Below are 22,996 nucleotides of genomic sequence, written 5' to 3'. Positions count from 1 at the left end.
CGCGGCGGGCGAGACACCGGACGGAATCGTCCGCGAGGGGGCGCATCCTCCGGTGAGTAACTGAGGACAGCCTCACCTTGATCTCGAAGAAAAGCGTTTGTGGCCTCTGATCAGCGGAGTTACGTTCAAAAACGTCAGATACGCGGAAGTGAAACCGAAGAACTCGTAGTGGAAGGAACCACAATGGGTACCGTCACAGCCGTGAAGTCCTGCTCCGCATCCTCGTGCGCCTACAACAGTGATGGGTGCACCGCGTTCGCCGTCACCATCGGCGGCCTCGCCGGCAAGGCATCGTGCGGCACGTTCGTCTCGCTCGACGCGAGAGGCGGCCTCCCGGTCGCCGACGGGCATGTGGGTGCTTGCCAGCGTCTCGAGTGTGTCCACAACGCCGACCTCATGTGTACCGCCGAGTCCGTCGACATCGCGGGGGACGCGGCCTGTCTGGCTTACCAGGCACGCTGAGACACGCGTGATTCGTCAGGGCAGACGTGGGCCCCGCCGTAACGGGGCCCACGCACTCCCGACCCCGTTGTCAGATACGCGGTTGGCGTGACGGGGTCAAGCCCTGGGTGATGGACGCGAAGAGAAGGCCGAACTCGTCAAGGGTTGTGGCCTGCTTTGCCAACGGAATGTAGACCGTCACGGTCTCTTCCGGGGCGGCACGCATCAAGACGACCCCGGTGCGGTCGACGTCGACGCAGAACACCTTGCCGGCGACGTGCTGGCAGGTCGCGACGAGCGGCCGCCGCGTCATGACGAGCCCCGGGGTCTGGTGGTTGATCACGGAGAAGAACAGCGCGGTGAGATCGTCCGGCCCTATGCAGGCCACGGTCTCGAAGACGTCCAGTTCCGCGTCGAGCGGGGGGAAGGCCGAATTCTCCTCGTCGCCTGCCTGGCCGCTCATGTGGCGGGCGGAGATGTCGCTGAAGGCCACCGGCGTGACGCCGAGACTGTCGTGCAGCAGCACGCGGGTCGTCGTGATCGATGCCAGCCGTCCGTTGGGGGACGATGCGATCGCTGCCACGCGGTCGGGCAGTTCGCCGCGCTCCAGCAGTTCGGCCGTGACGGCGTCGGGAACCCATTCCATGCTGCCGAGCATGTGCGCGGCCGCCGCGACGATGTGAACCGCGGGCTCGGGGGATTCCTTCAGGATGTCGAGCCGCACCTCGATCGGCCAGTCGTCCGGCGCCTCGGCGATAGGATCGTCCTCGCCGAGACATCCGGCGACGACCAACTCCCCGTGCCGAGTGAGGCCGTGTGCGAGTGAGTCGACGCTGATCATGGGGTCGAGGTGATAGGCGACGAGTGAGGGGGTTCCGGAGCCGGCGAGCAGACGATGCGTCATCGACATGGTTCGGGACGCGAGCCCTTCTTCGCCGACGAGCGCATAGTCGGGAGTGGGTGACTCCATGGCTGACCTCCAGGACAGGGATTTCGAAGTGAGGGTTACCTAACTTCTCCTTAGTGAGGGTAACCTAACCTGCGATCCCTGTCGATGGCGGGGTGTCCACATTCCGTTATGCGGGAATGCTCCGGTGCCGGTAACCGACGAGGCCCGCGACCAGCAGTGCCACTCCGATGACGGACTCGACCGCGAAGGCCGGCCAGTCCATGGCGTCGCGCGGCAGATGCGCGAGATAACCCCAGGGCTGCACCTTGGTGAGCCATTCCGGCACCTGGAACAGCACCGCGAACCAGGTGGCGAACATCGTCCAGCCGAGGACCGCCCAGACCAGCCCCGTGAGGCGGGGGAACCAGCCGATCAACAGCATCGCGAGGCCGACGACGAACACGATCCCCGGGGTCAGCGCCGCGGCGGCGCGTGTGTACTGGCCGATGGCGGAGTAGTCGCCGGACGAGCCGGCCTGGACGAGGGGCAGCAGCGCGCCCACCCCGATGAACACCAGGCAGGGCAGGACGACGGCCCATGCGAGGTGACTGAGCGCCAGCCGCCAGCGCGGCACGGCGGTCGCGAGGAGCGCCTCGGCATGCCCGCGAGCTTCCTCCGCGCGCAAACGGTGCAGGATCGTCGCGCCCATGATTCCCGCCACCGTGGCCATGATGTCGAGCATCGCGATGTAGAAGGCCATCTCCACGTTGGACGTGCCACCCATCTTCTCCAGCATCGCCCCGATCTCCGGATTGGCCTCGATGGACTGGTCCATCTGGCTCATGATCGAGCCCGTCCCCACCGCGCCGAGCAGTAGCCCGAGCGACCAGCCGACCAGGCCACCGCGCTGCAGCCGCCAGGCGAGCCCGAACGGACCGGCCAGCCAGGCCGCGGCGCTCGGGCGACCGGGACGGGTCCGCGTCAGCCCCGCACCGTGGTCGCGGGTCGACTCCAGACGGAACGCCAGCAGGACGAGTACCGCGAACAGGGCTACGGAAAGCAGGAACACCCACCAGCGTTCGTCCGCCCATGGCCGGATGAGCATGCCCCACTCCAGGGGGATGAGCCATCGCGCGAAACTGATCCCGGCGTCCGGGCCCGCGCCGTCGACCATCATCCGCAGCACGAACATGCCGCCCCAGATCGCCCCGATCGTCCAGTACCTCGCGGTTCGGGCGCTCTCGAAGACCTGTGCGACGACCGCGCCGATGCCCGTGAACACCAGGCCGGTGGACGCCATCGCCAGTCCCGCGGCCACTGAACCGGTCGCGGGCAGGCCGACGGCCACCGTGAGGACGCCGGTGAGCAGACCTGTCCCCAGCGACCCGATCGTCGCCAGGACGATGGCGGCTCCCAGCGGCGCGTGGCGTCCGAGGCTCCCCGACCGGATCAGCTCGAGCCTTCCCGCCTCTTCTTCCGCGCGCGTGGCCCGGATGACGCCGAACCCGGCGGCCATGCCCACGAACACCGAGGTGAATCCGCCGACCCGCCACATGACGAAGCCGCCCTTGCTGTAGAGGTCGAAGGCCGGCCCCAGCAGCGCGAGCATCGCCGGGCTGTTGCGCAGCGGCTCGATGGTCGCACTCGGATCGGTCCCGGGCGGGATGAGCTGGTCGTAGCTCGTCGCGGTGAACGCGGGGAGCAGGGCCAGCCCGACCATCCAGCACAGCCAGAAGAGCCAGTCGCGCCGCAGGCCCAGGCACAGGGGCGTCCGCAGCCCCGCGAGGGTGTTCATCGGGTCGCCGCCCCCCGGCCGCTCGTGCCGTCGTAGTGGCTGAGGAACAACTCCTCGAGCGACGGAGGGGTCGATGTCAGTGTGCGCACGCCGTGGCGCGTCAGTTCGCCGAGCAGCCCGTTGAGCGCATCGGCGTCGACATGGGCGCGGATCGTCCGGCCCTCGACGACCAGGTCGTGGACGCCGGGCAGCCGATCGAGCCCGGCGGGCACCTCGTCCAGTTCCGCGGTCAGGTCCAGGCGATGGAGGTGCCTCAGGTCGGCCAGCGTGCCGGTGTCGACCACGCGTCCGGCCTTGATGATGGAGACGCTGTCGCACAACTCCTCGACCTCCGACAGGATGTGGCTCGACAGCAGCACGGTGAGTCCCTCGGCCCGCTGCGAGCGGATGTGCTCGGTGAAGACCCGCTCCATGAGGGGGTCGAGGCCCGACGTCGGCTCGTCCAGCAGCAACAACTCGACGTCCCCGGCGAGTGCGGCGATCAACGCCACCTTCTGCCGGTTGCCCTTGGAGTACGTGCGGCCCTTCTTGGTGGGGTCCAGGTCGAACTTCTCGATCAGCTCCGCGCGCCGTGCCTTGTCGAGGCCCCCTCGCGACCGGCCGAGGAGATCGATGGCCTCACCTCCGGTGAGGTTGGGCCACAGGCTGACGTCGCCGGGCACGTATGCCAGCCGGCGGTGCAACTCGGGAGCCTGCGCCCACGGGTCGCCGCCGAGAAGACGGGCTGTGCCGGAATCGGCGCGCAACAACCCGAGCAGCACCCGGATGGTCGTGGACTTCCCGGCGCCGTTGGGCCCGAGGTAGCCGTGGATGACGCCGGTCGGTACCTCCAGATCGAGGCCGTCCAGCGCGCGGACGCTGCCGAACGTCTTCACGAGGTCACCGATGAGGATGGCTGGCTCGCTCATCTATTCTCCTTGGTCGCTTTGAAGAGTCGTGTTCTTCAGGAGGGTGAGGTACTCCTCGGTGAACACCCCGTGGGTGAACAGGTCGGAGGCCACCGCGGCATAGCGCTGGACGACGTCCGGTTCCTCGAAGCTGGTCGCACCCAGCCGTTCGGCGAACTGGTCGGCGACCAGCAGGAAGCCGACCGACATCGAGACCAGGAGGGCGATCGTCGCCTCCCGGTCGTCCGGCAGGTGGGCGAATCCGAGTGCCTCGGCCTGGGCCATCAGGTCGTCGGTGAGGTCGCACAGCTTCGCGAACACGTGACCGGCGACCTCGCCGCCCTCCCGCAGTGCCTGGACGAGGTAGTCGAACACCCGGAGCATCTCCGGATGGGTGTCGAGATACGTGCGCATCCGAGGTGTCGGCGCACCGATCGTGAAGAAGAACTCCCGCTCCTGCCCGACCAGTTCCATGACGTAGGTGTCGCACGCCTCGCGCAGGCCGTCCTTGCTGCCGAAGTGGTGGATGACGAGCCCGGGGGAGACGCCCGCACGCGAGGCGACCTGGCGGATCGTCGTCCGGTCGAATCCCTGGCGGCCGAATAACTCCAGGGCAGCGATGCGGATGCGCGCCTGAGGCAGTAGATCGGCCGGGTTTGAACTCATGTATAAATTCTTGAACGTATGTTCAATCATGTCAAGCGGATGTACGAGGCGAGGCGTGACCGACGTTCGCCCACCCCGCGTTGAGCGTTCCGTCCGCGCCGAACACTCCGGACGATCCGCGGCGCCAGGAGCCGACCAGGTGGTCGTCGACCATGCCGATGGCCTGCATGGTCGCGTAGGCGGTCGTGGGCCCCACCCACTGGAAGCCGTGCCGTTTCAGTGCCTTGCTGAGCGCCATGGCTTCGGGCGATGTGGCGCGCAGGTCGGCGAGCGATTCCGGTGCCGGGGTGCGTTCGGGGAGGAACGACCACACCAGGGCGGGAAGCCCTCCCTGCTCCCGCAACCGCACCGTGGCTCGCGCGTTGCCGATCGCCGCCTCGATCTTGCGCCGATTGCGGATGATGCCGGCGTCGGCCATCAGCCGGGCGACGTCGTCGTCCCCGAAGGCGGCCACCGCATCGGGGTCGAACCCGCTGAAGGCCGCCCGGAACGCCGGGCGCTTCGCCAGGACGATCGCCCAGCTCAGGCCGCTCTGGAACCCTTCGAGGGTGAGTCGCTCGTACAGGCCGGCCTCGTCGCGGACGGGTTGGCCCCATTCATTGTCGTAATAGTCGATGTACAACGGGCTGGAGGTCGCCCAGCGAGGACGCGCTCTGCCGTCCTCGCCGATGACCAGGTCGGGGTTGTGATCTGCCATGACACCCATCATCAACGGAGCGAATGACAGTCGATCGAGTTATCCACAGGCCTGTGGTGGGTTTCCACTCCGGTTGCCGACCGCCGCAGTGAGAAATGGCTGCCAATCTGTGGGCCATGATCTCTTCTCCGACGGGTGACTGGCCATTTCGAGCCAATACCGCCGGACATGGCGGCCATCGTCCCCCATGGTGTGAACGGTGGTGATCCCAAGACGGAAAACAGCTGGTCAGGTCGTATAGGATCGCTTGACCTCCCAAGCCAGACGGACATAGGGTACGCGCCAGGACACCCGTCCTGAAGCCGAATCAACGGCTCCGGCATCGCTGCCGGGACGAGAGAAAGAGGTATCCGATGGGCACTGACGCCTATGCCACACGCCCAGCAGACGCCGTGAACGACGGCGGCGGATCGGCACCCCGGCAGTCGATACTGCCCAGGGCCCATGCCATCAGCTGGCTGACGCTCCTTGTCACCACCTTGGCCATTCTGATGACCGCCGTCGACGGCGGCATCCTGCCGGCCGTGCTGCCGGCCATCAAGGACGAGTTCGGCCTGAACGACGCTCAGGCCGGCCTGATCAACTCCGTCTTCTTCGCCGGCCTCATCGTCGGCGCGGTGCTGTTCGGATGGATCGCCGATCGCATCGGATCCGGTTACATGCGCACGTGGACCTGGATCATCGCCATGGCGCTGGGCACGATCGGAGGCCTGCTCACCTGGGGATTCTCGGGTGCGTTCGCGTCCTTCCTGCTGCTGCGCATCCCCATGGGCATCAGCCGCGGCGGCTCCGAGCCGGTCAACGTGGCGCTGGTCGGGGAGTGGTGGCCCCGCGAATACCGTGGGTTCGCCGTCGGTGTCCACCACACCGGGTTCCCCCTCGGCCAGTTCGCCACCGGTGCCCTGATCGCCCTTGTCCTCGGAGTCGGCGGCTGGCGCGAGGCGTTCCTGGTGATTCCCCTGATCGGTGTGCCGATCATGATCGCCCAGGCGTTCATCGGCACCAAGAAGCACCAGCAGACGGTCTACGACTGGATCGACGCGAACGGCCTGACGTGCCCGACCCACGAACTCAGCGTCCGCTCGCCCGGCAACCTGATCGCTCCCGTCAAGCAGGTGCTCAAGAGCGGGAACGCTCGCTGGTGCGTCATGCTGGTCTTCCTGTTCCTCTGGGCCGAGACCGGTGCGACGACCTTCCTCACCAGCCAGCTCACCGAGCGTGGTGTGTCGCTGACGGACGCGGCGCTGGTCTCCGGAGCCTCCGGCCTGACCGGCTGGATCGGTCAGGTCGGCTGGGGCTGGGCGTCCGACCGCACCGGCAGGAAGTTCGCTCTTAGGTTCCTGACCGTCGGCTGGGCAGTCGCCGTGATAGCCATGCTGGGCATCAACTCGATGACGACGGCGTGGGTGATCCTGATCCTGTGGGGCTTGGTGCGCAACGCGCCGTTCCCGGTCGTCTACGCACTGCTGATCGACTCGCTGCCGCGCTCGGCCGGCACGGCCATGGGCCTGATGATCGGCATCGCCGTCGGCGTGTCCGGCGTCATCGCGGCACCGGTGCAGGGCGCCATCATCGACCACTTCGGGTATCCGGTGCACTACATCGTCCTGACCTTCATCTGCTTGCTGGGGCTCCTCCCGCTGGCCAAGATCAGGGAGACGGTGCCGGAGGACCACGTCTGGCACGAGGCGGAGATCGATGATGCCGTCATGTGACTTCCTGGAGCCCGGCGCGGAGCTCAAGCTGCTCATCGGGGGCATGGACTGGCCCGAGGGCCCCGCGTGGCTGGACGACCGCCAGGTCGTCATCTTCAGCGACATCCACAACGACCGGATCATCCAGTACTCGGAGCGCACCGGCGAGGCGTCCTCGTTCGCGACCAACGTCGACTACACCAACGGACGGACCATCGACCTGGCCGGGGACATCATCGAGTGCAGCCATGGACGCCGTGCGGTGCAGCGGCGGCGGACGGCCGACGGTGAGGTGCAGGTGCTCGTCGACCACTTCGCCGGCGTGCGCCTGAACTCGCCGAACGACGTGGTGGTGAAGTCCGACGGGACGATCTGGTTCACCGATCCCGCCTACGGCATCGAACTGCCGCACGAGGGACATCCCGGCGTCCGGGAGTACGGGGACCGGTGGGTCTTCCGCTTCGACGAGCGCGACGGGAGCATCTGGCCCGTGGTCACCGACGTGATGGCCCCGAACGGGCTGGCCTTCTCGCCGGACGAGAGCGTGCTCTACGTGTGCGACACGTCGTCGTCCGGTGGCGAGGACGGGCCGGGACGCCACGTCCGCGCCTACGACGTGGTCGACGGCCGGCTGGCCAAACGTGGCCGGTCGCTCATCGAGATCGACTCCGAGGTGCCCGACGGCATGAGGGTGGACGACCAGGGCCGGATCTGGGCCTCGTCGGGCAACGGTGTACGCGTCCACGACCCGGATGGCACCGAGGTGGGACGCATCACCACCCCGGTGCGGGTGGCCAACCTGTGCTGGGGCGGAGCCGACGGGCACACCCTTTTCATGTGTGCCACCGACCGGCTCTACAGCATTCGCACGACAACGACGGATGCCACCTGGGCGCGGATCCACTGATCACACCCCCGGTGAAGAGGAGGGGTTCCCGGCCACACAGGCCGGGAACCCCTCCTCTTGCTTGCCGCGGTGCCGGGAGCGAGGAAATCGCGTGGGCTACGGCGTCTCGTCGCGGCCGAACCTCGGAACGCGATCTCTGTGTGTGCGTGGTTCACATGGATCTGCGAGAGAATCTGACGGGCGATGCCGCTTTGGGGCGTTTGAGGCCCCGAATCCGAATCCGCCGTCAGATTCTCTCGCGATCTGGCCTCGGCCAGGCGCGTAGAGGCGTGACTCAGTCGCTCTCGGGCCGGTTCGCGGGCTCGACGGCCTCGTCCGTGTACGCACCGGGGGCGTCGACGATGAGCACCGCTCCCTCGGCCGCGGCCACCATGTCACGAGGGGCGAGGGCGCGCGCCACGTGATAGAGGGCGATCGTGACGATGGTGCCCAGGGCGATGCCGCCGAGGGTGAAGGAGTCGCCGAACTGCAGCGAGACGTCGCCGACACCGATGATGATGCCGGCTGCGACGGGAACCAGGTTGATCGGATTGCCGAAGTCGACCTGGTTCTCCTTCCAGATCTTGGCGCCCAGCAGGCCGATCATGCCGTAGAGGACAACGGTGATGCCGCCGAGAACGCCTCCCGGGGTGGCCGAGATGATCGCCCCGAACTTCGGCGAGAAGCCGAACAGGATTGCGACGATCGAGGCGACCGCGTAGGCCGCCGTCGAGTAGACGCGTGTGGCGGCCATGACACCGATGTTCTCCGCGTAGGTGGTGGTCGGGCCGGCTCCGACGAAGGTGGCGAGCATCGAGGTCAGCCCGTCGGCACCCAGCGCACGCCCCATGTAGGGGTCGAGGTTCTTGCCGGTCATCTCGGCGACCGCCTTCACATGGCCGGTGTTCTCCGCGATGAGCGCGATGACCACGGGGATGGCGATCAGGGCGAAGCCCACGCTGAAGTGCGGAAGATGGAAACCCACCACGTTGTCGGCCGAGCCGTATTGCCAGTTGGCGAGGTCGGTCACCGGAGGCAGGCCGATCCAGTCGGCCTGGGCCACCTTCGTCCAGTCGACGCGGTACACCAGCGTGGACGATCCGTCCGCGGCCACCCGGGTCATGGGCCCGAGGACGAGGTCGGCGAGCCAGCTGAGGACGTAGCCGATGATCAGCGACAGGAAGATCGCGATGCGCCCGGCGAATCCGCGCAGTCCCACGGACAAGGCGATGACGATCACCATGACGATCAGCGCGATCCACTGGTCCTGGGGCCAGTAGGTCTGGGCCACGACGGGAGCCAGGTTGAAGCCGATCAGCATCACCACGGCGCCCGTGACGACCGGGGGGAGCACCTTGTGGATGATCCCGGAGCCGAGGTAGTGGATGACCAGACCCACGGCGACCAGCCCGACGCCACACCAGAACATGGCGCCCGACACGTCGTCCGGCTTCCCGCCCTGGGCATAGATGGCGGTGGCCACTCCGACGAAGGACGCGGAACTCCCGAGGTAGCTGGGCACCCTGTGGTGCACTAGGAAGAGGAAGATGAGGGTCGCGATGCCGCTCATCATGACGGCGAGTTGAGGGTTGAGGCCCATCAGGAGCGGGAAGACGAACGTGGCGCCGAACATGGCCACCACGTGCTGAGCCCCGAGCCCGATCGTCTTGCCCCAGGACAGGCGCTCGTCGGGGGTGACGACATCCCCGGGTGCGAGCACTCCGTTGTTGTGCAGTTTCCAGATGGCCATGCGCGTCCTTTCCAGCACGGCAGTCTAGAGGGACGCGCAGTCCGCGACCCGGCGCCGTGCCGCGATGGACGCGTCTGCCCGTCCGGGAAAGTTTGCTGTCGTGCAGCGATCGCGGCGTGTTTGTTACAGGGGATCGAGACCGTGTAACACATCGCGATCGTCGGGTAACGAGCATGTAAACCGTGCCGAAATCGGGATTTCTCGCCTCCGGAGGCTCCTAACGTGCCCCACGGGCCCCCGACGCGGGGTCGGCCAGCCCCCTGCCGGTCTCGCCTCGTCGCGGCCCTCGACAACGGACCTGTGGTCCTCAAGAGAAAGGCACGCGCATGTCGACTACCACCGACAAGGAAGGTCTCGCCGTATCGGGGGTGACGTACCAACGAGCGGACGCTGACTACTTCGACAAGCGCAAACTCCAGCGCACTGCGGGCGTCTGGGGACTGTGGGGCATCGGGGTCGCCGCCGTGATCTCCGGTGACTTCTCGGGGTGGAACTACGGCATCGGCACCGCGGGCTGGGGAGGCTTCCTGGTGGCCGCGGCGATCGTCGTCGTCATGTACGTCATGATGATCGAGTCGATCTCCGAGATGGCCTCGGCCATGCCGCACACCGGCGGTGCCTACTCGTTCGCCCGGGCCGCCATGGGGCCGTGGGGTGGGTTCGTGACCGGGCTCGCCGAGACAATCGAGTACGTCATGACCACCGCGGTGGTCATCTTCTTCTCGTCGCAGTACGCCGACGCGATCGTCGCCCAGCTCACCGGATTCAGCCTGATCGATCAGGGCCTGGCATGGGTGTGGTGGTTGGTGCTCTACGCCGTCTTCGTGGCGCTCAACACTGCGGGGGCGAGCGTCTCCTTCCGCTTCGCCGTGGTCGTCTCGATCCTGTCGGTCGGCATCCTGCTGGTCTTCGCGGTGCTCGCCCTCGCCAGCGGGCATGCGGACTTCGGCTCGTTGTGGAACATCGCCCCGGCCGACGGTGGCTCGACCTTCCTGCCGTTCGGTGTGGCACCGATCTTCTTCGCCATGCCTTTCGCGATGTGGCTGTTCCTGGGTATCGAGGAACTCCCGCTGGCCGCCGAGGAGGCGCACAACCCGGAGCGTGACATCCCGCGCGCCGGCCGGGGTGGCCTGCTGACCCTGGTCGTCACCGGCGTGATCGTGATGGTGCTGAATCCGGCCGTGCTGGGGGCGGACGCCGCGGGCTCGTCCGGCGAGCCGCTGCTGGACGCCTTCGCGGCCATCATCCCCGGCAACGTCGCAGCCGTGTTGTCGGCGTTCGCCCTGATCGGTCTGCTGGCGTCCGTGCAGGGCATCATGTTCGCCTACGGACGCAACATGTACTCCCTGTCCCGCGCCGGCTACTACCCGAAGTTCCTCTCGCTGACCGGCGAGCGGCAGACCCCCTACCTCGCGCTCGCCGTGGGTGCCGTCATCGGCTTCATCTCGCTGTTCATCGTGCAGTACGGCGGCGAGGCGGCCGGTTCGGTGGTGCTCAACATCGCGGTGTGGGGCGCGGTGCTGTCCTACCTCCTGCAGATGACGTCCTTCGTCATCCTGCGGGTGAAGTCCCCCGGCGCGGCGCGGCCGCACCCGAGCCCCTTCGGGGTTCCCGGGGCCGTCATCGCCGGGGTGATCGCGCTGGCCATCTTCATCGGCGTGCTGCTGAACCCCGACTACACGGCGGCGATCTACACCATCGTCGTGGTCTACATCGCGGCGCTGGTGCTGTTCGCGGTGTTCGGGCGCAAGAACCTCGTTCTGTCGCCCGAGGAGGAGTACGCGCTGTCCGGGGGCCTGAAGGACGGGCCGGAGCACGTGGACTGACCCAATCTGCGGGTTGTGTGGCCGGGCCTGTCGGGGTCGCCTGTATCGGCGGCTTCGGCGGGCCCGGCCGTCGTTCTTTGAGCCAGGTTGCTTGTCGTTCTTTGAGCCGGGTTGCTTGTCGGTCCTTGAGCTTGTCGAAAGGACGTTCTCGGGTGGCTTCGACAGGCTCAGCCGTCGTTCTTCCTCGGGTGGCTTCGACAGGCTCAGCCGTCGTTCTTCCTCGGTCGTGGTTCGACAGGCTCAGCCGTCGTTCTTCCTCGGTCGTGGTTCGACAGGCTCGGCTTGTCGTTCCTTGAGCCGGGTTACTTGTGACGGTCCTTGAGCTTGTCGAAAGGACGTTCTCGGGTGGCTTCGACAGGCTCAGCCGTCGTTCTTCTCGAGTGGCTTCGACAGGCTCAGCCGTCGTTCGACAGGCTCGGCCACCAACAGGCGGTCAGGAGAGTTCGGGTGCGCTCTCGACATCCTTGAGGTCCACTCCTGAGCGTCCCAGCGCACGGGCCCCGCGGACGAGCCGTGCGGCGGTCGCGGCGGCTTCGGCGTAGCCGAGCCCCTCGGGCGGGTGGATGTTCGAGATGCAGTTGCGCTCGGCGTCCGTACGGCCGGGCCGCGGATCGTGGGTGAGGTAGATGCCCAGGCTGTCGGCCACGCTCAGGCCGGGGCGTTCCCCGATCAGCGTCAGCACGGTGCGCACCCCCATCGCCTGCCCGATCCAGTCGCCGACGGCGACCCGCGCCTGGGTGACCAGCACCGGCGGCGCGAGCGAGAGATCCTCGTCCCGAAGCGCGGCCACCAGCGCCGTGAGCAGGTTGAGGGCGTGCTCGGCGACAGCTTTGGACGACAACCCGTCGCCCACCACGAGTCCCACGTCCCAGGAGCCTGTGGGCAGCAGGTCGAGGCCCTCGGGTGCCCGGCCGAGGTCGGGACGCCGCAGGTACACGCTGCGATCGGATGCCTGGCTCCGCAGCACGGTGGGCGTCCCGAGGCCGAGGGCCTCCAGCCCGGGGAGCAGCACGTCCACGTCGAGCGGCACGTGCACGGCGTCCCTGGCGGCGGCGAGCGCCGCCTGGAGTTCGAGGACGGTCGAGGTGGTCATGCCCATGCCCGCCCGGGGCAGCCCGATGCGGGCCTGGGTGGTGTGCCGCAACGGCGCCCACGGGTCGGTGCCGAGCGGCTCGGTCACCGACGGCCCGGTCACGGACGGCTCGATGGCGGGCGTCCGATCGTCCGGCTGGATCTGTGCGCTCATCGCAGACCTCCCACCAGTTCACGTAGTCCGGACTTGCCGAGTTCGGCCCCCGATATCCGGCCGGATTCCTCGGCCATCCCCTGGGCGACCAGCCAGGCCTCGAACTCGGGCGCGCAGCGCAACCCGAGCACGTTCCGGATGTAGAGGGCGTCGTGGTACGACAGGCTCTGGTAGCCCAGCATCACGTCGTCCGCGCCCGGCACCGTGATGACGAAGTTCACCCCGGCCGCGCCCAGCAGCGTGAGCAGGGTGTCCATGTCGTCGAAGTCGGCCTCGGCGTGGTTGGTGTAGCAGACGTCCACGCCCATGGGGACGCCGAGCAGCTTGCCGCAGAAATGGTCCTCCAGACCGGCGCGGATGATCTGTTTGCCGTCGTACAGGTATTCCGGTCCGATGAACCCGACCACGGTGTTCAGCAGCAGCGGCTTGAACTCGCGTGCGACGCCGTAGGCCCGGGCCTCCAGGGTCTGCTGGTCGACGGGACGGCCGCCGGTGCCCAGGTGGGCGCCGGCGCTCAGCGACGAGCCCTGGCCGGTCTCGAAGTACATCACGTTGTCGCCGACGGTTCCCCGGCCGAGCGACAGGCCGGCCTCGCGCCCCTCGCGTAGCAGGGCCAGGTTCACCCCGAAGGACGCGTTGGTCGCCTCGCTCCCGCCGATCGACTGGAACACGAGGTCGACGGGGGCGCCCGCCTCGATCAGGCCGATGGTGGTGGTGACGTGGGCCAGCACGCACGACTGCAGCGGGATCTCGTAGGCCCGCCGCACCTGGTCGACCATGCTCACCAGATCGGCGGTCACCTGGGGCGAGTCGCCGGCCGGGTTTATGCCGATGACAGCATCGCCGCAGCCGAGCAACAGGCCGTCCAGGATCGAGGCGGCGATGCCTTGGAGATCGTCAGTGGGGTGATTCGGCTGCAGGCGGGTGGCCATGCGGCCGGGAAGGCCGATCGTGGTGCGGAATCTCGTGACCACCCGGCAGGCGCGGGCGACCGCGATCAGGTCCTGGTTGCGCATGATCTTGCTCACCGCGGCCACCATCTCGGGGGTCAGGCCGGCCGCGATGCGGCTGAGGACGATGTGGGCGTCCGGACGCGCGGCCGTTTCCAGCAGCCAGTCGCGGAACCCACCCACCGTCAGATGGGAGACCTCGGCGAACGCCTCGGTGTCGTGAGTGTCGAGGATGAGCCGGGTCACCTCGTCGGTGTCGTAGGGGACGACATCCTCGGTGAGGAAGGTCCGCAACTCGACGTCGGCGAGCGCCCACTGGGCCGCCGCCCGCTCCTCCTCCGACCCGGCCGCGCATCCGGCGAGCTCGTCGCCCGACCGGAGCGGTGTCGCCCGCGCCAGCAGATCGACGAGCGAGTCGAAGCGGTAGGTGTGGCCGTTGACCGTCTGACTGGTGATCATGGTGCTCCTCTGTGCCACCATCAAGGTCTACGCGGGGATTGTTAGGGACGGGTTACCGGCGTGTTTCAGATGTGCCGGAGACCGTTCGGGCAAGGACGCCGATCGAGCCCCTCGACAACTCGTCGCTGGTCCCGGCAGCCTCCACAGGCGTGGAACCGGTGAGCTCGCGGCGTCGCGGAGCGTCCGGCAGACCCTCAGATCCAGCTGCGGAACCACATGCGTAGGCTCCACATGGTTCGGGTCATCAACTGGTCGGTGAGGATCGGGTAGATGAACCAGAAGTTCGCGACGACGATGACGACCACCGTGCCGACGATCATCGCCCCCCGGCGTCTTCGCAGCCCGCCGTCGGCGGGGCCGAGTATCTTGCCGAGCACCATGGCCAGCACGGTCGCGGTGAAGGGGATGACCATGATCGCGTAGAAGTAGAACAGCGGCCGGTCGGCGTTCGGGAACCACATCAGCCACGGCACCAGACCCGCCACCAGCGGCACGGCGAAGCGCCAGTCGCGGCCGAGGATCCACAGTCCGAGCCCGATGACGATCGCGATCGCGGCGAACCACCACAGGAACGGCGTGCCCATGCCCGAGATCACGCGCAGGCAGGTGTCGGAGCCGGTCGCGGTGCATCCGTCGACGCCGGGCTTGATGTCGTTGACGGCGTCGATGCCGATCACCCGCCCGACCACCAGCCAGCCAGCCGGATGAGCCTCGTAGACGTGTGTCTGTTCGGCGATCCAGTCGCCGGTGTGGAAGTCGAAGATCTGCTGGTGGTAGTGCACCAGGGAGCCCAAGGCGTCCCCCAGGTGGCGCACCCAGAAGTCGTCGGGGTTCTCGCGCCCGTAGTCGCGTGCCCAGCCGCCGTCGGTGGTGAGCCACGACCACCATGTGGCGACGTAGACGAGCAGCGCCGTCACGACCAGTTGGACGAAGGCCAGCGGTGCGTCGATGAACATCGACCGGAACGCCTTCGGCCCGGCCCCGGCGGTCTTGCGCGAGGCCATGTCGTAGATCAGCGACATGACGCCCACGGCCGCCAGCACGTACATGGCGTTCCACTTGCACCCGCAGGCCAGCCCGAAGAGCACGCCGGAGGCCAGACGCCACGGCCGGAACAGCAGGAGCGGGCCGAATCGTCCCCCGAGGTCGACCAGGCCGTTCTTCCGCAGATACTCCGCCAACCGGTGCCGGAACCAGTCGCGGTCGGCGACGAAGCAGGCCACGGCCATGACGGTGAAGGCCGCCTCGAAGACGTCCAGCAAGGCGGTGCGGCTCATGACGAAGGTGAGGCCGTCCATCGCGAGGAAGAACCCGGCCAGCCCGCCGACCAACGTCGAGCGCGACAGGCGCCGGGCCATGCGGACCGTCGCCATGACCAGCAGCGTGCCGAAAATCACTGAGGCGATGCGCCAGCCGAAGCTGTTCATGCCGAACACGTACTCGCCGCCCGCGATCAGCCACTTGCCCAGCTGCGGGTGGACGATGAACGATGCCGTCTGCTCCCAGCCGTTCGTGTTGCCCGCCACGATCTGGTCGTTGGCGTCCGCGGGCCAGTCCACCTCGTAACCGAAGTGGAGCAGCGTCCAGGCGTCCTTGGCGTAGTAGGTCTCGTCGAACACGAGGTTGGCGGGACGCGAGAGGTTCACGATGCGCGTGAAGAAGGTGAGGGCGCCGATCGCCACGGTGACCACCCAGGCGGCGACCCGGTCGCGGCGCAGGACGGCGGCGTCGTCCAGCCGCTCGATCGTCGGCATCAAAGGTGCCTGTGAGGTGCCCCTGATGCGCTCTGCCCACGCGACGCGGGGGAGCCGGTCGATCAGGCCGCTCAGGGTTGTGGTCACCCGGCCATAGTAGGGGGCCTGGTTGTGAGGCAGGGGGTGTAGCTGGCAGAGCGTGACCAGGTTCCTTCAAATTCGCGTAGCTGGCGCGATGTTGGAGCATCTTCCCTAGTGGGGGTTTTCGTGGACAACAATTGAAGGAACCTGGTCACGGCTGTGCCCGGCAACCGGGTTTCAGCGGGTTCGGTGAGTTGAGCCCGCGTCCGTCCGGGGGCCTACACGAGCCCGGAGCCTGCCCGGGCCCGAGGCGTTAGTCTCGTCTGCGTGAGCAGAGCGGAATTCGCCGACGGTCAGGGACGTCTTGTGCTCGCGGGCACCCCCATCGGGGACGCCGCGGACGCCTCGCCGGCCCTCGTCCGCGCCCTCACGGACGCCGATGTCATCGCCGCGGAGGACACGCGCCTGCTCCACACCCTGCTCGCCCGTCTGGGCATCGAGACGGCGGCGAGCGTCGTCAGCTACTTCGAGGGCAACGAGGCGAGCCGCACTCCCGGGCTCGTCGAGGCGATGGGTGAGGGCAAGGTCGTCGTGGTCGCCACCGACGCGGGCATGCCGTCGGTCAGCGACCCGGGATATCGCCTCGTCGTCGCGGCGATCGAGGCCGGCATCCCGGTGACCGCGGTTCCGGGGCCGTCCGCGGTGCTCACGGCCCTGGCGATCAGCGGGCTGCCTGTCGACCGGTTCTGCTTCGAGGGATTCCTGCCCCGCAAGCCCGGGGAACGCCGTCGCCGTCTGTCCGAGCTGTCGGCCGAGCCCCGGACGATGGTCTTCTTCGAGGCACCGCACCGGCTGGCGCGGTTCCTGGCCGACGCGGCGTCCGAGTTCGGGGACGATCGTCCGGCCGCCGTGTGCCGTGAGCTCACCAAGCCCTACGAACAGGTCGTGCGGGGCACCCTCGCCGAGCTCGTGACCTGGGCGGACGAGGGGGTCCGCGGCGAGGTCACCGTGGTCGTCGGCGGGGCTCCGGCCCGGTCGGGCGACTGGGACGAGGCGCTGGGACGCGTCCGCGGGATCGTGGCCTCCGGCGGGAAGCTGAGCGCGGCGGTGGCCGAGGTGGCACATGCCACCGGCGTGCGCCGCAGCGAACTCTACGAACGGGCGCTGGTGCAGCGGTCGTCCGGCACTGACGAGGGGAATCGATGACCGGAACCATGATCGAGCGCCTCGGCCTGCCGCCGTTGCCCGAGCCGCTGCCCGTTGCGACGGTCGATTCGCACACGCATCTCGACTCGACCCAGGAGAACTCGGGCCTGCGTGTGGCCGACAACCTGGCGCTGTCGGCGTCCGTCGGGATCGACAGGGTCGTGCAGATCGGCTGCGACGTGCCCAGCTCCGAGTGGGCAGCGCGGCTGGCCGCCGCCAACCCGCAGGTCGTGGCCGCGGTCGCGGTCCATCCCAACGATGCCGCGCGCATGAGTGACACTCAGGCATCCCAGGCCTGGTGCACTATCGAGGGCATCGCCGGGTCGGGGCCTCATGTGCGTGCGGTGGGGGAGACCGGTCTCGACTACTTCCGCACTCGCGAGGACGAGGGCATCGCGCGTCAGCAGTTGATGTTCCGGCGTCACATCGCCACGGCGAGGCGCCACGATCGCACGCTGGTGATCCACGATCGCGACGCACACGACGACATCGCCCGCATCCTCGACGAAGAGGGCTGGCCGCAGCGGGTCGTCTTCCACTGCTTCAGCGGGGACGCGGAGTTCGCTCGCCGCTGCCTCGACCACGGCGCCTGGCTCAGTTTCGCTGGAAATGTCACCTACAAGCCGAATCACCAGATGCGCGAAGCGCTCGCCCTCACACCCCCCGACCGGATCCTGGTCGAGACCGACGCCCCCTACCTCACTCCGGTGCCACGGCGCGGCAGACCGAACGCCCCCTATCTCGTGCCGCACACGGTGCGATTCCTCGCCGACCAGCTGCACACCGACCTGGGGGAGCTGTGTGCGCGGCTCGCGGCCAACGCCGTTTCCGCCTTCGGGGGCGAATGGGGAGTCTCGCAGCCGGGGGCGATCGATGGCTGAACTTCTCGACCCGAAGCGGGTGCGTTCCCTGGCCGGGCGCATCGGGCTTCGTCCCACCAAGTCACGCGGGCAGAACTTCGTGGTGGACGCGAACACGGTGCGCCGGATCGTCCAGAAGTCAGGTGTGGGCGCGGACGACGTCGTGCTGGAGGTCGGGCCGGGGCTGGGATCGCTGACCCTGGGCCTGTTGGAGACCGGGGCCGCCGTCACGGCGATCGAGATCGACGAGGCCCTGGCGCGGCTGCTGCCCGAAACGGTCGCGGAACTCCAACCGGGCAACGCCGAACGGCTCCGCGTGGTGGCCGCGGACGCGCTCGAGGTCACCACGCTGCCGGGGCCCGAGCCCACGGCCGTGGTCGCCAACCTGCCCTACAACGTGTCCGTGCCGGTGCTGCTGCACCTGTTCGCGACCTTCCCCGGATGGGCGAACGGGCTGGTGATGGTGCAACTGGAGGTCGCCGACCGGTTGGTCGCGGGCCCCGGCTCGAAGGTGTACGGGGTACCGAGCGCCAAACTCGCCTGGTTCGCCGGGGCCGACAGGATCGGCACGGTGTCGCCGAACGTGTTCTGGCCGGTGCCCAACGTCGATTCGGGGCTCGTGCGCATCGTCCGCCGCGACCCGCCGCCCACCACCGCGACCCGCGAACAGGTGTTCCGGGTGATCGACGCGGCCTTCGCCCAGCGCCGCAAGATGCTCCGCTCCGCCTTGTCGGGGCTCTTCGGCTCGTCCGCGGCGGCCACCGGTGCGATCGAGGCGGCCGGATGCGATCCGACCGCCCGTGGCGAGGTGCTGGCGATCGAGGATTTCGCTCGGCTCGCCGAGCAGTTGTCGACCCCCGTGTCCTGAAACTTTCGCCGGTCGGCTACCGTATCGGGGTGAGGAATCCATCATCCCCGGTCGTTTCGCAACGGATCCACGTGCGAGTGCCGGCGAAGATCAACCTGGCGCTGTGTGTCGGATCGCGCCGGGTCGATGGCTTCCACGATCTGTCCACGGTGTTCCACGCGGTGTCGCTGTGGGACGACGTCGTCGCCGTCGGCCGGCGCGACGGTCGCATCACGTTGACGATGAGCGGCGAGGGCAGCGAACTCCTGCCGTGTGACGAGACCAACCTGGCCGTTCGTGCGGCGCTGTTGTTGCGCGAGCAAGCCGGGGAGCCCGGGCTCGGCGCCGATCTCCGCATCGAGAAACGGGTGCCGCTGGCGGGGGGCATGGCCGGCGGCTCGGCCGACGCGGCGGGGGCTCTCGTGGCCTGCGCTCGTCTGTGGGGTCTCGATGTGCCCCCGGGGGAACTGCTGGCGCTCGGGGCTCAGCTGGGCAGCGACGTGCCGTTCTCCCTGCTGGGCGGAAACGCCCTCGGCCGCGGGCGCGGCGAGCGACTGCATCCGCTGGCCGGTGCCGTACCGCTGCACTGGGTGGTGGCAGCGGCCCCCGACGGGTTGTCGACCCCGGCGGTGTACCGGCGCTTCGACGAGTTGACGGCGCACGACGGGCTCGTCCCCGATTCGGGCGTGCCCACCGACCTGATCGCGGCCCTGGAATCGGGCGACCCGCGGGAGGTGGCGCCCCTGCTGCGCAACGATCTTCAGGCCGCTGCCGTCGACCTCCACCCCGGCCTCGCCGCAACGTTGGACGCTGGTCTGGCGGTCGGCGCGCTGGCCGGGATCGTGTCGGGCTCCGGGCCCACCTGCGTGTTCTTGTGCGCGGACGAGCGGCATGCCGGTGCCGTCGCCGGCGGGCTGTCATCGGCTCGTGGCGTCCGTGCGGTGCAGCGGGTCACCGGCCCGGTGCCGGGACCGTGTGCCGCGGCGTTGCCCGTGGCACGGGTGTGATGGACTGAGACATGGACCTGACATCTGCCCATGGTTGTGCGACGACCGAGCGGGACGAGGTCGACCACGTGCTCGCGGCCTGGCGGCGTGAGCGTCCCGATCTCGACACCTGCCCGATGGAGGTCTGGTCGCGGATCACCCGCTTGGCCCAGCTGCTGGACGGGGCGCGTGCCCGCGCCTATGCCGCTCATGAGCTCCAGGTCTGGGAGTTCGACGTCCTGGCCGCTCTTCGCAGGGCCGGCGATCCGCCGAGGCTGTCGCCCGGCAGACTCGTCCGTGAGACGCACGTCACGTCCGGCACCATGACCAACCGCATCGACCGGCTCGAGAGCCGCGGTCTGGTGCGCCGTTTCGCGCATCCCAGTGACGGCCGCTGCGTCCTCGTCGAGCTGACGGCCGAGGGGAGCGCTCGAGTGGACGCGTCCATGGCCGATCTGCTCGCCGCGGAGCGCTCGCTGGCGACGGGGTTGGGGGACGAGGAGTTCCGGACGCTGGGCGTTCTCCTGCGGACGCTGCTGATCAGCCAGGGGTCGTAGCGGTCGTTGTCGTGGTGGTGGTTTCGACGAGCTCAACCACCGTTTCGGTCGTTGAACTTGTTGTTTCGGTCCTTGAGCTTGTCGAAAGGACCTGCGTCAGGCGCGTTCGTCTCGACGGGCTCAACCACCGTTTCGGTCCGTGTCGTGGTGGTGGTTTCGACGAGCTCAACCGCCGTTTCGGTCGTTGAGCTTGTTGTTTCGGTCCTTGAGCTTGTCGAAAGGACCTGCGTCCGGCGCGTTCGTCTCGACGGGCTCGACGAGCGTCCGCGGTCGCTCTCACCCTTTCGTGGCCGAGCCGGGTTCGGTTTCGGCGGGGTCCTGTGTGCTATCGGTGGCCGGGGCGACCGCGGGCTCGGGCTTCGGGGCGCTACGGAGCCTCGGATGCTTCTCGAGGTTGGCCAGGCCGTTCCATGCGAGGTTCACCAGCTGGGCGGCGAGTTCCTCCTTCGGAGGCTGACGCAGATCGAGCCACGACTGACCCGCACTGGCCACGAGGCCGACGAGCCCCTGGGCGAACACGCGTCCCAGTTGGGGGTTGTATCCGCGCCGGGCCAGCGGCCACACCAGCATGTCCTCCACATGGGCGGTGATGTCGCTGAGAATGGACGCGAAGTTTCCCTTCGTCGCGGGGATCGCGGAGTCGCGCGCGATGATCCGGAAACCGTCGGGGCAGGTGTCGATGTAGTCGAGCAGCGCCAGGGTGCCGCGTTCGATGATCTCGCGATAGTTGGCGTTCGGTGTGGCCAGGGCGTCCTGGATGGCGGTTTCCAGGGCGAGCACCTCCCGGTCGACGACGACCGCGTAGAGGCCCTCCTTGCCGCCGAAGTGCTCGTAGACGACGGGCTTGCTGACCTCGGCGTGCGCGGCGATCTCCTCGACGCTGGTGCCGTCGAACCCACGCTCGGCGAACAGGCCGCGGGCGATGACGATGAGCTGCTCGCGCCTCTCGGCGCTCGTCATCCGCCGCCTGCCCCGCCGGGCACGCTGGGGTTCGTTGGTCCTCACCGGTCCAGTCTCCCACAGCCGTATGTGCATACGCGGTGGCCGACCCCGTAGAGTAGGGGAGTCACTCGCCGAAGTGACCGTTCCCCGGTTGGTCTGCCGGCAGGGCCCGCCTGACTTTGAATCAGGACTAGCGACGCAGGTTCGACTCCTGCCCGGGGAGCTCAGAGCGTGATCGGCACCTTGGAGTAAAACGCCGATGCGGAGAATCTGGAGATATCCCGACTCCGATCATGCGCATCGAAGTCGGCTCAAATTAGGCCTCGAGCAATAATCCTTCCTATAGGAGACCTCGAACGACCATGATAGCGGTTCGTACGTAGCATGCTTGGGAGTGCTCCACTTCTCGCGAAGCTGCGGCAGTGGAGGAGATTTACTGCTCAACAATCACAATGACCAATAACCCCTTTGGAAGTGGTGACGTAATGCGACTCCGTCGACTACTAATGTTCGCTGTACCTTTGCTGCTAGTGAGCGGGCTGTTCTACGCCCCGACGGCATATGCCTCGCCTGATGACACTGCGTCGGGAGCAAACCGACTGGACACCGCGATTGGTCGTGCCAATCCGGATGTGCCTCAGGAGGTGATTGACGGTCTCCCCACATCGATCCTGGACAGATCTGACATCTGGGTGGATCCGGACGTTCCTGCAGATACAGTTTGGCTCACAACGGAGGGAGAGCCGTTCAAGGGTCAGTCGCCTGAACAAGTCCAGAAAGCCGCGTCGTGTCGTTGGTCCGGGGTCTCGCCAGCCTTCACCTCTGGTCTGCGCTACAATGCTCCGTGCGGATATATCGGCACTGATTCAAGCGCGAAGATCTCGTACACTCGTACGACGGACCCGAATTCTAACGGTACTTCTTGCTGGCAGGCTCGCTACTATGCATGGCGGATCGACAATACTTGGCAGGAACGTTGGATTGGTGCTGGCTGTTATGATCGCACTATCGTCCAGACTTGGGGCCCAGTGGCCTCGACTCCCGCCGTTATTCTGAGCAACAGCACAATGACTGGCTGGGCTGGCGCTTTCGTGGTCTAGCCATCTGTCTGATGGCGGCCGGGGTGGTGTAACTATGAGTGTCATCCCGGCCGCCTCAACGTCGAGAGGAGAAGCGGTGTCGAAAAGGTCACTTTCCGCTGGTGCTGGAGCAGCATTTGTGATTGCAGTTGCCATCGATATACTGTTGCGCGCGAACCTGACATTTGCGATTTCCCCGCTTGTCATCTGGCTGCTTTCCGACGTTCGCACGGTTGCGTTGGTGGTGGTGGGTGTGCTGCTCGCCTGCGCCTGGGCGGATGGAATCCCCTCCCGTCAGCGAGTCGGTATACAGACGGGTAGACGCCTGATTATCATCGGTTTCGTGTCGCTCGCGGTGGCCATCGGTGTCGGGCTGTTGGGTCAGCTCGTCGTCCTCGACGACGGATTCGGGCAGTCGGCTTGGCCGAGCATGCTGCTGTCGCTCGTGTTGTTCACTCTCACCGTCGTTGGCGCGGTGATGGTGAGTTTCGGTGCCGTGGCATCGTCCAACCGCGATTGACAGCCGCCGGGTGCCCGGCCGCGTGCGCCCGCGATCCG

General features: G+C 67.7%; 20 protein-coding genes and 1 tRNA gene. 11 read left to right on the top strand and 10 right to left on the bottom strand.

What is annotated here, in order from left to right; all coding sequences use genetic code 11:
- Positions 1–168 precede the first annotated feature (168 nt).
- A complete protein-coding gene (locus FB473_RS12710; protein WP_341770120.1) occupies positions 169–462 on the top strand; it encodes a DUF1540 domain-containing protein in 294 nt (97 codons plus the stop codon).
- A 70-nt stretch (positions 463–532) separates the two neighbouring features.
- Here the strand turns inward: FB473_RS12710 and FB473_RS12705 are convergent, their stop codons facing one another.
- The 5 genes from FB473_RS12705 to FB473_RS12685 all read right to left on the bottom strand — a co-directional run bounded on the left by FB473_RS12705 (position 533) and on the right by FB473_RS12685 (position 5,375).
- Positions 533–1,411 (bottom strand): hypothetical protein, encoded by an 879-nt coding sequence (locus FB473_RS12705; protein ID WP_167168343.1) that lies wholly within the window; start codon positions 1,409–1,411, stop codon positions 533–535.
- A gap of 106 nt (positions 1,412–1,517) precedes the next feature.
- The gene (locus tag FB473_RS12700) at positions 1,518–3,125 is read right to left on the bottom strand and encodes an ABC transporter permease (RefSeq protein ID WP_167168340.1); all 1,608 of its coding nucleotides are present in this window, start codon (positions 3,123–3,125) and stop codon (positions 1,518–1,520) included.
- Positions 3,122–4,033 (bottom strand): ABC transporter ATP-binding protein, encoded by a 912-nt coding sequence (locus FB473_RS12695; RefSeq protein WP_167168337.1) that lies wholly within the window; start codon positions 4,031–4,033, stop codon positions 3,122–3,124. Before FB473_RS12695 ends, FB473_RS12700 begins: the two co-directional genes overlap by 4 nt.
- Entirely contained in the window at positions 4,034–4,678 is a 645-nt protein-coding gene (locus tag FB473_RS12690; RefSeq protein ID WP_167168334.1) for a TetR/AcrR family transcriptional regulator, read from the bottom strand.
- Positions 4,679–4,709: 31 nt separating this feature from the next.
- Positions 4,710–5,375 (bottom strand): DNA-3-methyladenine glycosylase I, encoded by a 666-nt coding sequence (locus tag FB473_RS12685; RefSeq protein WP_167168331.1) that lies wholly within the window; start codon positions 5,373–5,375, stop codon positions 4,710–4,712.
- A gap of 353 nt (positions 5,376–5,728) precedes the next feature.
- Here FB473_RS12685 and FB473_RS12680 point away from each other — a divergent pair, with 353 nt between their 5' ends.
- Together FB473_RS12680 and FB473_RS12675 are read left to right on the top strand one after the other, a co-directional pair.
- Positions 5,729–7,090 (top strand): MFS transporter, encoded by a 1,362-nt coding sequence (locus tag FB473_RS12680; RefSeq protein ID WP_167168328.1) that lies wholly within the window; start codon positions 5,729–5,731, stop codon positions 7,088–7,090.
- Positions 7,074–7,976 carry an SMP-30/gluconolactonase/LRE family protein gene (locus FB473_RS12675; RefSeq protein ID WP_208390556.1) on the top strand — a complete coding sequence of 301 codons (903 nt, stop codon included), beginning with the start codon at positions 7,074–7,076 and terminating at the stop codon, positions 7,974–7,976. The genes FB473_RS12680 and FB473_RS12675 overlap by 17 nt, the downstream gene beginning before the upstream one ends.
- A 274-nt stretch (positions 7,977–8,250) precedes the next feature.
- Here FB473_RS12675 and FB473_RS12670 read toward each other — a convergent pair whose 3' ends face one another.
- Positions 8,251–9,705: a uracil-xanthine permease family protein gene (locus FB473_RS12670; protein ID WP_167168325.1), complete on the bottom strand. Its 1,455-nt coding sequence runs from the start codon at positions 9,703–9,705 to the stop codon at positions 8,251–8,253.
- A gap of 326 nt (positions 9,706–10,031) precedes the next feature.
- On the opposite strand from FB473_RS12670, the gene FB473_RS12665 reads away from it, so the two are divergent.
- Positions 10,032–11,531: an amino acid permease gene (locus FB473_RS12665; protein WP_167168322.1), complete on the top strand. Its 1,500-nt coding sequence runs from the start codon at positions 10,032–10,034 to the stop codon at positions 11,529–11,531.
- 433 nt (positions 11,532–11,964) lie between these two features.
- Here FB473_RS12665 and eutC read toward each other — a convergent pair whose 3' ends face one another.
- The 3 genes from eutC to FB473_RS12650 all read right to left on the bottom strand — a co-directional run bounded on the left by eutC (position 11,965) and on the right by FB473_RS12650 (position 15,940).
- On the bottom strand, positions 11,965–12,777 hold the full coding sequence (gene eutC, locus FB473_RS12660) for an ethanolamine ammonia-lyase subunit EutC (RefSeq protein WP_208390555.1): 813 nt from the start codon (positions 12,775–12,777) through the stop codon (positions 11,965–11,967).
- Positions 12,774–14,186 (bottom strand): ethanolamine ammonia-lyase subunit EutB, encoded by a 1,413-nt coding sequence (locus tag FB473_RS12655; RefSeq protein WP_167168319.1) that lies wholly within the window; start codon positions 14,184–14,186, stop codon positions 12,774–12,776. The genes eutC and FB473_RS12655 overlap by 4 nt, the downstream gene beginning before the upstream one ends.
- Positions 14,187–14,380: 194 nt before the next feature.
- On the bottom strand, positions 14,381–15,940 hold the full coding sequence (locus tag FB473_RS12650) for a dolichyl-phosphate-mannose--protein mannosyltransferase (protein ID WP_167169614.1): 1,560 nt from the start codon (positions 15,938–15,940) through the stop codon (positions 14,381–14,383).
- A 348-nt stretch (positions 15,941–16,288) separates the two neighbouring features.
- Between FB473_RS12650 and rsmI the strand changes: the two genes are divergently transcribed.
- Genes rsmI through FB473_RS12625 form a run of 5 tightly spaced genes read left to right on the top strand, consistent with a single transcriptional unit; the run spans position 16,289 to position 20,417 of the window.
- On the top strand, positions 16,289–17,167 hold the full coding sequence (gene rsmI, locus FB473_RS12645; RefSeq protein ID WP_167168315.1) for a 16S rRNA (cytidine(1402)-2'-O)-methyltransferase: 879 nt from the start codon (positions 16,289–16,291) through the stop codon (positions 17,165–17,167).
- Positions 17,164–18,048, top strand: a complete 885-nt coding sequence (locus FB473_RS12640) for a TatD family hydrolase (RefSeq protein WP_167168312.1) — start codon at positions 17,164–17,166, stop codon at positions 18,046–18,048. Before rsmI ends, FB473_RS12640 begins: the two co-directional genes overlap by 4 nt.
- On the top strand, positions 18,041–18,895 hold the full coding sequence (rsmA, locus tag FB473_RS12635) for a 16S rRNA (adenine(1518)-N(6)/adenine(1519)-N(6))-dimethyltransferase RsmA (RefSeq protein WP_167168309.1): 855 nt from the start codon (positions 18,041–18,043) through the stop codon (positions 18,893–18,895). Before FB473_RS12640 ends, rsmA begins: the two co-directional genes overlap by 8 nt.
- A 23-nt stretch (positions 18,896–18,918) precedes the next feature.
- Entirely contained in the window at positions 18,919–19,881 is a 963-nt protein-coding gene (locus FB473_RS12630; RefSeq protein ID WP_424945229.1) for a 4-(cytidine 5'-diphospho)-2-C-methyl-D-erythritol kinase, read from the top strand.
- An 11-nt stretch (positions 19,882–19,892) separates the two neighbouring features.
- Complete coding sequence (locus tag FB473_RS12625) at positions 19,893–20,417, top strand: MarR family winged helix-turn-helix transcriptional regulator (RefSeq protein WP_167168302.1); 525 nt, start codon at positions 19,893–19,895, stop codon at positions 20,415–20,417.
- Positions 20,418–20,693: 276 nt separating this feature from the next.
- Here FB473_RS12625 and FB473_RS12620 read toward each other — a convergent pair whose 3' ends face one another.
- Positions 20,694–21,452 carry a TetR family transcriptional regulator gene (locus tag FB473_RS12620; protein ID WP_208390554.1) on the bottom strand — a complete coding sequence of 253 codons (759 nt, stop codon included), beginning with the start codon at positions 21,450–21,452 and terminating at the stop codon, positions 20,694–20,696.
- Positions 21,453–21,503: 51 nt separating this feature from the next.
- Here FB473_RS12620 and FB473_RS12615 point away from each other — a divergent pair.
- Positions 21,504–21,582, top strand: a tRNA-Gln gene (locus FB473_RS12615).
- Positions 21,583–22,493: 911 nt separating this feature from the next.
- Positions 22,494–22,958, top strand: coding sequence for a hypothetical protein (locus FB473_RS12610; protein ID WP_167168298.1), 465 nt, complete (start codon positions 22,494–22,496; stop codon positions 22,956–22,958).
- Positions 22,959–22,996 lie beyond the last annotated feature (38 nt).

This window comes from Brooklawnia cerclae, assembly GCF_011758645.1.
Classification (GTDB): domain Bacteria; phylum Actinomycetota; class Actinomycetes; order Propionibacteriales; family Propionibacteriaceae; genus Brooklawnia; species Brooklawnia cerclae.
The sequence above is the reverse complement of the archived record's forward strand: the minus strand, read 5'-3'. Positions and strand labels throughout refer to the sequence as shown.